This window comes from Aeromonas sp. TECH754, from assembly GCF_056279295.1.
The window spans coordinates 2,521,351-2,534,641 of record NZ_JBWBRA010000001.1 but is presented as its reverse complement, the minus strand read 5'-3'; the positions used below and the strand labels follow the sequence as shown (position 1 = coordinate 2,534,641).

Genomic DNA, 13,291 nt, shown 5'->3' with positions numbered 1-13,291 from the left:
GGCAAGACGGCATTTTACAGTGGAGGGGAGCTGGCAGGGGAGGCGTCGGATTTACCGACCTATGAGAGAGAGGTTTAATGCCGGTTTAACGGGCTTATCAAACTCGGCGATTCTTGTACCATCAAGTTTGATAAAGGTACCAAAGGCAGGCTTTTTCGTTTTAGGTAGAAAGATTTTTCATCTTTCGCGGCGGGCTACAAAACGTAACGCACAAAAACGGTGTTACCAGAATGGCGTTACCACAGATGTTACCTTTTGAGCTGGATTAAATCGGCTCCCTCGGATTTTTTCGGACAACAAAAAACCCGCAAGACGTTGAATCTTGCGGGTTTTTGTACTTCTTCGTTCCCGGCCGGAACATTATTGGCTGGGGGAGTATGAATTGAGATTGTAAGTTGTTGATTTTAATTAATTTAAGTTATTTGTATTTTTCATTGTGTTCCGTGTCGTGTTCCAGTTCGCAAAACTACCCCCTGTTTCAAGGTTTTTTCCCCGCGACCGGGGAGGGCAAAACGGTTTTACCGGATGCGGGTTCAAATCCCTTTCCACTGCTGCGCCAGATCCGGGGTTGGTGCTGCCCAGGTGAGCGCCCATCCGCGCCGTCTTTGTCACGTTAAAACCCGGTAAAACCCGTCTAGACTCGCTTTTTTTGTTGAATTATGGGCCTCCACACCTTGATTTTGCTGGGTTTTTGACGCTAAAGCGCCTCGCGGGCGATAGGCCACCATTTTTCCCGGTACACAGGCCCCCGCGCATCATCTGGGGGTGATCTGCTGGCCGTGGGGTAGTGTGGTTTTTGTGGCGGAGTAACAAAAAAGGCGGCCTGGTATGCCGCCGCGTCTCTCTGGTTACGGGCTTCGTTTTGCCCCCTTGCCCTGCGTCACCTCAACGCGCTCAATGGCATCCATGACCGTGAGCAATACCTCAGGCCTCTCCGCCATCAGCACCCGCTTGAGCTCATCCTCTAGCGCCTGCTTGGCGGCCTTTACGCCGCCTTCAAATTCCATCCTCAAACGACTCACGCTGACTTGAGCACGGGAGATATTGGCGACTGCCTCGACCAGCTCCCCGGCATTCTTGAAGCTGAGCGCATCTATCGAGCGAACATACTCCGATATGCGCTGAGCTAGCATCTGCTGGGCCATCTCAAGAATATCCGTCCCCGGATTGCCCTGGATCTCCTGTAGCAGCATCCGCGATTCGTCTAGGGCTCGTTTGTAGTTGACCGCGACCTGTTTGTTTTCCTTGAGTGAACGCTGAATCGCAGAGGATGAAATGTCGTAGCCCTCCTCTCGCAGCACCTTGGCAATGTCCAAGATAGGCATCTTTTGCCGCTCGAACATCTCAACGATACGCTCTAGCAACCCGTGTAAATCCACCTTTGAACGGCGTCCCATGGCGTTTCCTTATGGTTAATTGATGGTGATAGTTGAGGCTCATTCGTTTGACGGCATGGCGTAGGCCTGTGACTGCATGACCCGCTCTAAGGTGCTCATGATTTCCTGTGTCATCTCTGGAGTGGCCTGCCGGAATACCTCGATCATCTTGCGTTCCAGCGCCCCACTGTCGCCTATGAGCTGCCCCTCAAAATGAAAGTCGTTGGTGATACTGAACTGGATCGGCATGACCGCGGGAGGTGCTGCGCCATCACCCCGTGCAGGGTCAGCTTGTTTGGGGAGTAGTTGGCTCATTTCAGCATCCGCCTTGTTGCCGCCCCCCTCGTCTAACCACTCCATCGCAGACTTAACCAGCGCTTCAACGGCCGCCTCACCAAAAATAGCTCCAGCAATGCCACCTAGCGCCGTACCCCATGGGCCAGCCAGTGAGCCCAGCGCCGCCCCGCCGGATGCCCCAGCAAGCGCACCGGCCACGCCTGACGCCTCCACGGTGGCCCCCTGCACATCCCCCTGAGCAAGCGCGGTGACCGTCTCGACTCCACCCACCAATAGCGGCGCACCCTTCATGGCCTTGGCTAGGTACTTAGGTACGCCTTGCGCCAGTGGGGTGAGTCTGGCGTTATCGGCCTCCTGAACACCTCGGGCCAACAGCCTGGCGCGTGCCTGGGCTATCTTGTGCTTGCCGTAGTAATAAGCACCCCCAGCGGCTCCCGTTCCGACGGTGGCCACTGTGCCAGTGGTAAGGGGATTCTCTGTTGCGAACTGCCCCAGATCGTTGGCCTGCTGCAATAGGGTGGGAACATAGGGTGCTGCCTGCTGCTCAGCGTTAGCCACCTGCACGGCGGCCAACTCCTTGGCGGCAAGCGCTTGATTGAGCGCCAGATAGGCCGGTGTCAGCGCCTGGGTACTGTCTTGACTCAAAGACCCCTGATACCCCTTAACGAGGGTCTCCGTCTCACGCAGGCCTTTCAGCATGCCCGTAATCGACTCCTCCCCCAAATCCTCTGACCACAGCGTCCCACCAATCCCCTCAAGGATCGCCTTGGCAGCGTTACGGTCTGTTTTGTAGAGGGTCTGCACACCTTCCAGCAGGTTGGCGATAGGCTCGGCGACACTTTCCCCACGCTCATAGGCTGACCGGTATTCGTGGATCCCGGTCTTCAACCGCTGGCGCATCTCCCTGTCTTTGACTTGCTCATCTATCAGGCCGGGTGTCTTGCCATCCCCGAGCAGCTTTTTCCGCTCGTCCGGGTCTGCCATTCTGGCCTTGAACAGCTCCTTCAAGCCATCCATCACCTTGTCGTAGTTATGGGCCCCGGCCTGTGCGCCACCAATCAGCAGCCCGCCGAATTGTTCAAGGCTTATCCCCGAGCCCTGTTGTGTCTGGGCATACTCTTTGATGGTATCTAACAGGTCATTTTCCTTGTCACCGCCTTTTCGCCACACCTGATAAATCATGTCGGCAGCGTCATCGGCCTTGGCTCCCAGCCCCACCACCAGACCATTAATCGCGGCGACCGCCTCTTGTGGGGCAAAGTTGGGATTGAGCTTGTTGAGCTTGATGGCGCCCGCCGTTGCTGTCATGGCGTCCTTGTCATTCAGACCAAGGCGCATTGCTTCGGCTTGAATATCGACAATGTGTGCCCCGCTGGCCCCGGTTTGCTTGGTCAGGTCAAGACGCCACTGCCTTTGCGCTTCACTGCTGAAATAGTCACTACGCCCCAGAATGACCCCCTGTCGGCGCTCCTGAGCTGACAGATTGACCCCTTCCCCCACCAAGCGACCCGCCCCATACAGCGCGGCGAAATTCGCGCCTAATCCCTTGGCCCGCTCGAGCAGTGTCATGGTCGCCTTGAGTTCGCCCTGTAGCTCCCGCTGTTCACGTGCGGCGGTGCCCGTCGCGTGCGCCATGCGCCGCAACGTCTCATCGGTCTGTCCGACCTCCCGCGCGTAACTACTCGCGGCGTGGGAGCCCTGTCGTAACTCGTTTTCGAGTTGGGTGGTTTCCCGCTCAAGGCGGGCGAACCCATCAGCATCCCCCGCCGTCCGTTGCAGGTGCTTCAATGAGCGTTCGAGCCGCTCAATCTCGTGCTCGATGTTTTTGGATGGGTTGGTGAATTGGTCGTTAATCCCGACCGTCAATTCAAGGGCAAAATTACCGTTGTTCATGTTCATTCTCCCTGGGTTTCAGACCGACGACGAACCACCCGGACAGCCGGAAGGCGAACAGCTTTTGTTGTCTGACGAACTCATAGCGGGCCCGCCTTTTACGCGGGGTGACATTCGCCAGCGGGGTGAAGCGCAGCGGGTTATTCATGGTCGAATCCCTCACAGTAGTTCGAGCGCGACCACAGAAAGGCCGCGAGCTCCGTGGTGGTGTAGTGGCGCCGCTGGATACCTAGCCGACTTTTGATGAACGAGGTATCAAACGGCGATAGCTCGAAGGCGGCGAACAGCTCGGCGGCAGGGACGAACGGCCCCGGCCATCGCTGGTCAAGGATGGCCTTGAGCTCCCCCTCGGTCTGCGGGTCGCACAGGTGCAGCGGGGTTGTCAGGTGTGAAACGTTCACGGTGTGGTCTCCTCTCTTCGGCCTCTTCTGGTCATGTCATCCGTCCCCAACGGCGGCCAGCCAGAAGGGAGGGTTTTCGTGTGACGCCTGCACATCAATTTCACGGCATCGGCAAAAATGAGTTGCGAAAATTACGCCATTCGACTATTCGCGTGTGTGCACACACATGTGTGTATTTAAAAAACCGGTGGGAACAGTGGGTACAGTGGGAACAACCCCCGCTAACCCGCGCCGTTACTGGGTTTGTCTGTTCCCACCTCAAGCAAAAGGCAGTGGGAACAGTGGGCAGCCAGTGGGAACGGCACGGTGCGACCGCTTTTTTGTTCCCACCTGTTCCCACCTTGTTCCCACCAAAAAATCGCGTTGGTGGGAACAGCGAAAACCCTTACAGGACAAGGCTTGTAGAGGTGTTTTTAGTTTTGTTCCCACTGTTCCCACCTGTTTTGTGTTCTCACACGTGCGTACGCGCATGCATGAGGCTTGCGCCTAGTTCATTCCTGGTCGGCCTGGCGGTTACTCATCCTCGACCCCCTCCGCCTCATCGGCGAGCACACAGGCATTCAGCACGTAAGCCCAGACCGGACCGTTTATGCCGGGCAGCCTCACCTTGCACTGCAAGCGCTTCTTGTCTTTACCGGTCTGCAGAAAGCCCGCATCCGCGCAAACCTGCGCCGTTCGCTTGGGGTCGAATCCCTTGGTGATTTCGAGCCATCCCGCCATGGGCACATAGAAACGCGCCTCATCCGCCTCCACCTTGCGAAAGCCCACCACGTTGGCCGGTCGGTGGTTGGCGTCGAACCAATCCGCAAAGCGGCTGAACTGGTTTGCCACAACGAACCTACGCACCTGCGCCAGCATGGCGGCCTCTTCCCGGTTGCCAAGGTGGCCCCGCTCATCCAGCCATGCCCTGAGGCAGACCCTGACAGCGCGGGTCGCCTCCCCAGTGGGCCAGCCGGTGACGCCAAGCTGTGTTGCCAGCTCCCCGGCGGCGGCCACCAGGGCAAAGCGGTTGATGGCCCGGCCTACCTGGTTGCCTGCGCCCTCGGGGGTGAGCTCATCGGCCAGACGCTTGATTTCGGCCCTCAGGCGCTCGCTGTGCGCGTTCAGGTCGCCCGCCAAGGCATGGGCATAGGTACGGAAGGCGGTGCCGTGGTGGCGCTCTGTGCTGGCCTTGAGGGTGTCGGCAAAGGTGCGGCCATCAGGCAGGCCGTGCAGGCACTCAAACGCGCCATAGTGGCCGGTGCGGCTCGGGATTTGGATGGTGCGTACCTCCATTCCGGCCTGGGTGCGCTGGCCCGCGCTGGCGGCATGGTCTTCCAGTGACAGCTCCCCGTTACTCAGGAACAGCAACCGCCACGCCTTGCGCTCGCGCAGCTCGCCGTCTTGCTTGCTACGGCCCTTGCCCTGGCCGTTCGCCAGCATGTAGGCCACCTGTCCCGCCTCGCGCCCGTCCACCTCGCCGATTTCGTCCAGGCACAGCAGCGCGTCATTGCGCCGACTGGCTATCCCCTCGATAGCGTTGCCGGTGGCTCGCCACGTGTGCCCAAAGCTCGCCGCCCCGTAGACACTGGCGGCGGCCTTCGTGATGGTGCTCTTACCGTCGGTGGAATCCCCCTTAAGGTGGAAGCCACCGCCCTCCATGTTGACCAGGGAGAGCAGCGGGGCGGCAAAGGCCAGCGACAGCGCAAAGCAGAGTCGGGAGTTGCCCACAGCCAGCGCCGCAATTTCCCGTTGCCAGTCGGCCAGGGTGCTGCGCTCGGTGAAGTCGTTGCCCGCATAGCCCGCCGACAGTAGCGCCACCTCCCCGGCGTTCGGGCCGATGGCCTCACCGGGCAGCACATAGGCCCCCTCATACCAGCCGGTCCGCGACACACAGGTGACATGGCGGCCGGGGTCGCACTCCATCAGGTACTCAATGAGTTTGCGGCGGTGCTTGACGCTGATGAACGGCAACCCACCATCAAGCAGCGCCGTTAGCACATCGTCACCCCCACGAACGACAAGCGCCCCCATTGGCATGGCCCACTGCCGTGAGCGGCCTTTGCGGTCGTGCCACGCCAGCAGGCGACCCCAGTCTTGCCCGCGCTCGCTGGAGGTGTCGGCCTCCACCCGCACCAAACTAGATACCTGCACCCGCTCTTGGTGCGCATCGTCGCCGCGCCCCACCATCACCCACGCGCACAAATGCCCGTCTATGACGTCGAACCCCTCGGGCATGCCCTGATATGGGTCGGGGTCGTCGGCGTTGCCTACGGACGCGCCAGCGGGCTCGGCGGCTGCCTGCCAAGGGGAGCCGCCTTCGGCGGTCGGCGCTCGCTCCGCTCGGCTCTTGTCGGCCGTCCAGGGCCCGTCTTTCTGGTTGGCGGTGTTGGGGTTTGGGGTGGGGGTAGCGCTGGCGCTCATGATGGCCTCCATGGTTGCGGGTAGGCCCTGGGCTTGGTGGTAGTCGTTCCAGTCGCCGACAATCGCAGGGATGGCGACCTGTGCCCCCACGGCAGCCGCTGCCTGCATGGCTTTGGTGTATCCGGGGTTGCCCTTGGTCGCTGCGTCGTTGTCACCACACAGCAGGATGTGCGCCTCGGGGTGCCGGCGGCGGGCAATCTCGGCCACCGCCAGCAGGTTGCCGCTGTCCATGGCGCAATAGACCGTGGCCCCGGTCGCCAGATGAACGGACAACCCGGTGGCGTAGCCTTCCACCACGGCGACCAGCTCGCCGCCGTCGATACGGTGAAAGGCGGCGGCCTTCTGCCCGCCCGGCAGGTAACGCTTGGTGCCATCGCCCTGGATAATCTGCACGTTCACCAAATCACTCGACTCGTTGTGCAGGGTGACCACCAAGGCCCCCGGCTGGAATGTCTCATCCCCGACGCAAAGCAACGTGCGGGTGAGCGCCCCAGCAGGCCAGCACAGGCGTTTGCGCTCAAGGTAGGGGGATTGCCCCGGCGATGTGTCGCGAACGATGTCAGCGGCCCGCCTGATGGCCTTCTTGCGCTGTTGCTCGGCCTGTTTGCGGGTTACCTCGGCGTTCTCGCGCTGCTGCTGCACCAGGCGCTCCCGCTCGGCGGGGTCAAGGCCACTGCCAGACAGGCCAACCAGAGGGGCGATAATCTCGGCGGCTGCCTTTACGCCCTTGCCGGTCATCCGACACACCAGGTCGAGGCCGTCCCCGGATTGTGGGTCGCACTGGTTGCAAATCCAGGTGCCGCGCCCGGCCTTGTCGTCGAGCCGGAAACGGTCGGTGCCGCCACAAACGGGGCAGGGGCCATGCTTGCCACGGGGCGGAACGGCGATGCCCACCGCCGCCAGTACATCGGGCCAGTGGCCGTTGGCGGCGGCCACCACATCAGAAACAAAACGGTTGGAATGGGTCATTTGATGCCCCTTTGAAGCGGGTGAAAACGGGGGCCGGTAGACGGGACAAGGGCTGCCCACGGCGCGAGGTCGCCACCGGGTTGAGCTGGATTTTCGGCAAGCCGAGCCCCTCCGCTGCGCGGATGGTGGTTGTTTTTCATGGGGTAACTCCGATTACTGGGGCGCGGTGGCGCTGGGTTCGCTGCTGTTCGCTGACAGATGGGGGCCAAACACAATGGCGACGTGGGCCGCCATCCCCTCGCGAGAACCCAGCGGCATCGACTCGCGGCGGTGCTGCTCGGCCTCAAGGTGGGCGGTGTGCTTCGCCATGGCGGCCACCTCATTACCTGTCGCGCACAGCCCCTCAACGGTCTCCTGACATTGGTCTGCGACTGCGCCTATCAGGGCGCTCAGACCGTGCGCAAATTCATCATGACGCTGCGGGAGGTCGGCTCTGTCGCCAACATCGGCCAGCAGGGCGGCCAGGGTGCGCAGGCCGTCATGATTGCGGCTCACGGTGTCGGTGATGCGTTCAAGGCGGCGGATTGTGTTTGCGTTGCTCATGCTGACGCTCCCTGTTGCAGGGCCGGGGATGCGGCACCAGGGAACAACGTCATGGCTTGGTCGAGCAGCGACCATGCCTCCTCCCTCAAGGTGTCGGCCTCCTCCACGTCTGGGGTGTCAAGGGCGCTATCAAGAAGGCGAAGCGCGGTTAGTACCAGATAAGCGCGTTGCTGTTTGGGGGATGCGGGCACCAACTGGGTGCGTCCATCCCGGCAGAGCACATGCTCCACACGCTCACGGGCGTCTACCTCGGCCACGCCGGGCGAGGCAGTCACGATCACCGCTCTGGCAGCGGTGAACGGCTCGGCCTGCACCTCCTCGAATGCCTCGGCTATCACGGCTTCCAAGAAAGCCAGCTTCTCGCAGTAGGTGCGATATTCAGCGAGGGTGTCCGGCTCGTTCGGGTTCAGGTCGTAGTGAGCGGCAAATTCAATCAGGGTTGCGGTGCTCATGCGATCACCTCCAGCGCCGGGCGGCAGGACTGGAACACCAACGGCAGGCCAGCCAAGAGGGAACGGGCTTCTGCCTCGGTGCGGGCGATGGTGGAAACGGTACGGATGCGGCGCAACGCTGCCAGGCGGCAGGGGCGCGGAGCGAGTAGGAACGTGAAGAATTTGGGGCCAGCGCTCAAGGGCGAACGGCTGGTAAATTCAGGGTGAGTTTGGGTACACTTCGGTTTAGCCATAGCGTTAATCCTTCTAACGTTGTTGGTTAGACGCCCCGTTAGTGTTTCCGCACTGCGGGGCGTTGTTTTTATAGGCTTCACAGTGTTAAGGTGGTCACCTATTCGCAATAAGGCTATTTTAATAGGTGACCACTTGTCAACGATAAAGCGTGATAAAAGCCCCAAAGGTGATGGGCAATCCCCCCAGTTCAGAATGCGTATGACGCCCGAGTTAAAGACACAATTTGAGGTTGCTGCTTCTGATGCGGGTATGAGTTTGGCTAACTGGCTTAAGACGCTAGGCCGCAAAGAGCTTGAGCGCCTGGGCATCGAGCCCAAGGGCTGATAATCCCCGGCGTACTGGCAAAGGGTGGCACTCGCAATGCCGCCCTTTTTTGTGGGCATCCGGTTAGAAATCATCACGCCCGTGTCTCCCGCTCGACCTTGGCAGCCAGCATCGCGGACAGCCTCTCCTTGCGCTCGTTGAATGGCATTCCGGCATCCAACAGGGTCGCGTTACTGCGTTCCAGGTAGGCCACCAAGGCGAGCTGATAGGCGCTCATGTGCTGGCGGATAGGGCCGCTGACTCCGTGCAATTTCGCCCACTTGGCAGCATCCATCCCCAGCACCAGGCGGTTAAGTAGGTTCGCCTCGTTGCTGTAGTGGTGCCCCAGGGTGGCCTTGCCAAGGCGCAGTCGGTGCGCCTCTAAGGCTTCGCTCATCAGCTTGCAGTAATCCTTGCTCGCCTCCCTCTCGCCGTGCCAGTGCTCTTGCGCTGCTTGGTTGAGTTCGGGGGCGACAGCTATCAGCAGGTTTTCGCAGTCGATGAAGTAGCGTCGGGCGCGGCGGCCCTCTTCGTTGCGCTCAACCATCGCCAGTTCTTTGCCCATGTCGAGGGCGATGAAGTATTCCTTCAGTCGTTGCGGGCGAGCTTTTGCGTTGTTCTTTCGGTACAAAAGAGACTCGCTTGTGCTCGCCAGATTTGGTGAGCACAAAGTTTCGACAATCGTGAAGTCCACCCCATCAACAAAGCCATATTCGGCAATGCGGTCTTTTATCCAGTTGGAGAAGTCACGCCCCACTTTCAGGAAGGCGTGCAGCTCACGGGCGTTGACGGTCTTAACCTGCTTGCCCTCTATGACCTGCTGGGTCAGCGGCAGCCACTTAGCAAGGGATGGCAGGGCCTGCTGGTTGAGTGCGGGCGGGGCCTGGGTGGTGTGGGGATGGCCGGTCATCATTTTCCCCCCTCAGTGAGCTGCGCTTGAGGGCGGTTCACCGCCAAGATGGCGAGCATCCAAGCATCAACCTCTGACTCGACAAAGGCGACGGCCCGGTCGCCCAGGCGCACGGGTGCCGGAAAAGTCTTGGCGTTGATTCGGTCGTAAATGGAGGATTTGGCAAGCCCGGTCTTGCGGCATACCTCTTTCATGCGGATGTAACGTAAAGCCGGGGCGTGTTGTGTTTCCATTGCGGGTTCCCTTGGTCGTTATTGACGTTAGGGCAATGAAAACATAGGGGATGGAGTAAGTGGTGGAGTTAAGAGCGATTCCGTGGAATCGCCATTTATTCCGTTTCAGATGAAAATTATTAAAGCAATCTAGCGGACACCGGCTTTAATGAGCCAATCGATTAAGGTTTTATCGTCAATGTCGGTGAGTGTGCGAGAAGGCACTTTGGCAGCGATTTTCATTTTCAGCTTAGGGATCGAGCCCTTGAAATCTTTCTCGGTGAACCCTAATGATTCGAGCACTTCAACTAATGCAACGCAGGATTTTGGGCTTGCGCTGGCTTGACGAAATTCCGGCCTAATACCTCTCCTGGCGCGATAGGCTTTTAGTCCCTCTGCGTCTCCCGTGCGGATAAGGAATTCCTCTATCGCTTTATGCTCTTTAGGGTCTTTGATTTCCAAGGGTTCTCCGGTTGTAATTGCTGTGCGCAATCGTTGCAGGTCACGCCCCAAAATGAACAGTTCATTATCAGGGGGGAGCTCTGAACTAACGGGGATTTCAACCATGACGCGCCCCCATTTTTCAGAGGAAGAGAAAGAGAGGATATGGTCGACCTTTTGCCATCGGGGATTTATACCGGGATCGTGACGGCCATCCGCCTCCCACAATCCACACAATAAAACAGATATTGGAGCCTCTGGATCGGTCTCATCCATCACCCCTCCTTCTTTTTCACAAAATGCCTCGGCATATCCGCTAGATGGAATCTGGTCTCCCATATCTTCCACCGACAGACTCTCCCCATAATGTATCCATTGATGGCGGGTAATTGCTGGGAAATGGTCAAAATTCCAAAACAGGTCTATCTGATTGCAATACTCCAAATGAAGTAAGTCGCAGATTTCACAACCAAGCAGCTCGGCGGCGCGGTCAATGCGGCAATACTCCAACAGGTGGAGAATGTCGGGTTTGGTCTGGGGTTCAGTCTTAGGGGCTTTGCTCATGGTTGCGTTGCCTATCTCGCGCCTTGTGGAAGAGGTTGGCGGGTCAGGCGGCAAGGCTTCCGCTCTTCGATTGGCCTATCTAGGCCCGCCATTTTGAACAGGGTACAAGCCCTGACGCACTCGGACAATATCGACCGCCTCGGACTTGGTGATCCCCTTCTCGCTGGCGTAAAAAAACCGCCAGATGGCGGTTATTTTTTTGGAAGCGATTGGAGATTATCCCATATCGTTTGGAAGTCTGAGCCGAAAAAGAAAGCAATCACGACGGCGGCGCCAGCTATGGCGCCCACTGCCCAGGTCAAGCGCGTGTTGAGCTTCCTTAGCTCATCTTCAACCTTGCCTGTGCGGGTATCTGCGCTACTTGCCTGATTGACTATAGCCCGCTGCCCTTCCTCTAACCGGCCAAGAACTCGGTGGATCTCGTTCAGTGATTCTTGCTGCCATTGTGCTGCTTGCGCAAAACTGGCTCCGCCACGTTCAAGCGTTGGCCGCTCATTTGTTGGTTGACTCGACTGGTCACGAGTTTTTGCCATGGTTATAGCCCACGCTCACTAAGCCACTGCCAGAGTGCGGCATCATGAAAGCCCCAGTAGGCATTGAGAGGAAACACCACCAGTCCGGACGGGGCTTCACCGTGATGAACGAGCTTGTCCACAACATCCTTGGGCATGATGATGTTTTTCATATCAACAGCCCACACACCCTGACTAATCTCGAAGCGATCGCTCTCGGATGAAACATCGGATAGTCGAGTTTGTGTAAAGCTGAATGACTCTGGCGACGAGACGACAACAAAAACAGACATGATTTGCGCCCTAGTTTCGAGTGGATTTTTTATCGCATTTTAAGCGCCATGCGGCACAAATTTATGATAACGAAAACAGAGCAAAAAAACACAAAAACTACCTTAGCGAATGCCATCGTCTTCATTGGACTAGGCTATACACCTGATTAACCACCGCATTCCACCACCTTCAAGGCCCTATACCCGCCAGCCAGAGAGAGGCTACCTTGACTCGCTTGCTCGATATGGTCGCTCCACCAGCCCATCATGATAACCCGCTGCTCGAAGTAGTCCGACCGGTTGTAGGCGCGACGGATCTCGTTGTCGTCGGCATGAGACAGGGCCGCTTCGATAGCGTCGGGGTTGAATCCCTGCTCGTTGAGGGTGGTACTACCCAACGAGCGCAGGCCGTGGGCTACCAATCGCCCACCGTAGCCCAGCCGCTTCAAGGCAGCGTTCGCGGTCTGGTCGTTGATGTGACCCAGCGGGTCACGGTAACCGGGGAACACAAAGGGGCGGTGCCCGCTGATGGGCTTCATTCGCTCCAGCAGGGCAAGGGCTTGCGGGGTAAGTGGAACACGGTGAGGGCGTTCCATCTTCATCCGGTCAGCGGGTATGTTCCAAATCCGGTTATCAAAGTCGATTTCGTCCCATCGGGTGCCCGCTGATTCACCGGGGCGCACCAGGGTATGCAAGCTCCACTCAATCTGACAACGAGTCGTGTGGTCTAGGCGGCCATGGGCAATATCGGCCATCAAGGCGGGCAGTTCATCCGGCCTGAGGGTGGGCATGTGCTTCTTGCTGGGCTTCTTGAACACCTTACGGACGGCGGCGCAGGGATTGGCGTCAAGCAGGCCATGATTCACGCTGTAGTCGAGGATCTCGTTGATGCGCTGGCACAGGCGGCGCACGGTCTCTAGCTTGCCGTCAGCCTCCAGGGGGCGCAGCAACTCGATCACCTTGGGGGCTCGGATCTGGTTGATGGGCATCGCCCCCATGAACGGCAGCACGTACAGCTCAAGGGAGCGCCAAGCATCGTTGGCATAGGCTTCTGACACATCATGGCGTTTCAGTTCCAGCCACATGGCGGCCATGCGCTCGAAGGTGTTGGCGCTGGCCTCTTGCTCCGCTTGTGTAATAGCTGCCAGCTCCTGCCTGTGCTCTTGGGGGTCTATGCCTTGGGCAAGCAGGGCGCGGCATTCCCGGCGACGTTCACGGGCTGCTGCCAGTGTTACATCGGGGTAGTTCCCAAGCGCTAGGTTGGTGCGCTTCTTGTCGCCTGGGCGGGTGTATTTGAACAGCCAGAGTTTGACCCCGTTGGGCCGGACGCGCAGGGACAGCCCGCCGCCATCGCCCAAGTTGTACTCCTTGGCCTCCGGCCTGGCGGCTTTGATGATGGTGTCCTTAAGGTTGTCGATACTCACAGCCAGCTCCCCTGGTCATTCAACATGGAACACAGAAAACACCCATATCTTGCCAGTGTTCCCCGTGATGTTCCATTTATTGCTG

At 58.9% G+C, this 13,291-nt stretch carries 14 protein-coding genes; all 14 read right to left on the bottom strand.

What is annotated here, in order from left to right; all coding sequences use genetic code 11:
• Positions 1–848: 848 nt before the first annotated feature.
• The 14 genes from ACZ9IL_RS11210 to ACZ9IL_RS11145 all read right to left on the bottom strand — a co-directional run bounded on the left by ACZ9IL_RS11210 (position 849) and on the right by ACZ9IL_RS11145 (position 13,206).
• The gene (locus tag ACZ9IL_RS11210; protein ID WP_476003590.1) at positions 849–1,397 is read right to left on the bottom strand and encodes a phage protein Gp27 family protein; all 549 of its coding nucleotides are present in this window, start codon (positions 1,395–1,397) and stop codon (positions 849–851) included.
• Positions 1,398–1,436: 39 nt separating this feature from the next.
• Complete coding sequence (locus tag ACZ9IL_RS11205; protein ID WP_476003589.1) at positions 1,437–3,566, bottom strand: phage tail tape measure protein; 2,130 nt, start codon at positions 3,564–3,566, stop codon at positions 1,437–1,439.
• Positions 3,553–3,714 carry a hypothetical protein gene (locus ACZ9IL_RS11200; protein WP_476003588.1) on the bottom strand — a complete coding sequence of 54 codons (162 nt, stop codon included), beginning with the start codon at positions 3,712–3,714 and terminating at the stop codon, positions 3,553–3,555. The genes ACZ9IL_RS11205 and ACZ9IL_RS11200 overlap by 14 nt, the downstream gene beginning before the upstream one ends.
• Positions 3,707–3,967 (bottom strand): hypothetical protein, encoded by a 261-nt coding sequence (locus tag ACZ9IL_RS11195; RefSeq protein WP_476003587.1) that lies wholly within the window; start codon positions 3,965–3,967, stop codon positions 3,707–3,709. Before ACZ9IL_RS11195 ends, ACZ9IL_RS11200 begins: the two co-directional genes overlap by 8 nt.
• Before the next feature lie 513 nt (positions 3,968–4,480).
• Complete coding sequence (locus ACZ9IL_RS11190) at positions 4,481–7,339, bottom strand: DUF927 domain-containing protein (protein ID WP_476003586.1); 2,859 nt, start codon at positions 7,337–7,339, stop codon at positions 4,481–4,483.
• Positions 7,340–7,492: 153 nt separating this feature from the next.
• Entirely contained in the window at positions 7,493–7,882 is a 390-nt protein-coding gene (locus tag ACZ9IL_RS11185) for a hypothetical protein (protein ID WP_476003585.1), read from the bottom strand.
• The gene (locus tag ACZ9IL_RS11180) at positions 7,879–8,334 is read right to left on the bottom strand and encodes a hypothetical protein (protein WP_476003584.1); all 456 of its coding nucleotides are present in this window, start codon (positions 8,332–8,334) and stop codon (positions 7,879–7,881) included. The genes ACZ9IL_RS11185 and ACZ9IL_RS11180 overlap by 4 nt, the downstream gene beginning before the upstream one ends.
• On the bottom strand, positions 8,331–8,567 hold the full coding sequence (locus ACZ9IL_RS11175; protein WP_476003583.1) for a hypothetical protein: 237 nt from the start codon (positions 8,565–8,567) through the stop codon (positions 8,331–8,333). The genes ACZ9IL_RS11180 and ACZ9IL_RS11175 overlap by 4 nt, the downstream gene beginning before the upstream one ends.
• Before the next feature lie 398 nt (positions 8,568–8,965).
• On the bottom strand, positions 8,966–9,784 hold the full coding sequence (locus ACZ9IL_RS11170; RefSeq protein WP_476003582.1) for an antA/AntB antirepressor family protein: 819 nt from the start codon (positions 9,782–9,784) through the stop codon (positions 8,966–8,968).
• The gene (locus tag ACZ9IL_RS11165; RefSeq protein WP_476003581.1) at positions 9,781–10,014 is read right to left on the bottom strand and encodes a helix-turn-helix transcriptional regulator; all 234 of its coding nucleotides are present in this window, start codon (positions 10,012–10,014) and stop codon (positions 9,781–9,783) included. The genes ACZ9IL_RS11170 and ACZ9IL_RS11165 overlap by 4 nt, the downstream gene beginning before the upstream one ends.
• Positions 10,015–10,143: 129 nt before the next feature.
• Entirely contained in the window at positions 10,144–10,998 is an 855-nt protein-coding gene (locus ACZ9IL_RS11160; protein ID WP_476003580.1) for a hypothetical protein, read from the bottom strand.
• A gap of 191 nt (positions 10,999–11,189) precedes the next feature.
• Complete coding sequence (locus ACZ9IL_RS11155) at positions 11,190–11,531, bottom strand: hypothetical protein (protein WP_476003579.1); 342 nt, start codon at positions 11,529–11,531, stop codon at positions 11,190–11,192.
• A gap of 2 nt (positions 11,532–11,533) precedes the next feature.
• Positions 11,534–11,803: a hypothetical protein gene (locus ACZ9IL_RS11150; protein ID WP_476003578.1), complete on the bottom strand. Its 270-nt coding sequence runs from the start codon at positions 11,801–11,803 to the stop codon at positions 11,534–11,536.
• Positions 11,804–11,949: 146 nt separating this feature from the next.
• Positions 11,950–13,206, bottom strand: a complete 1,257-nt coding sequence (locus tag ACZ9IL_RS11145) for an integrase domain-containing protein (protein WP_476003577.1) — start codon at positions 13,204–13,206, stop codon at positions 11,950–11,952.
• Positions 13,207–13,291 lie beyond the last annotated feature (85 nt).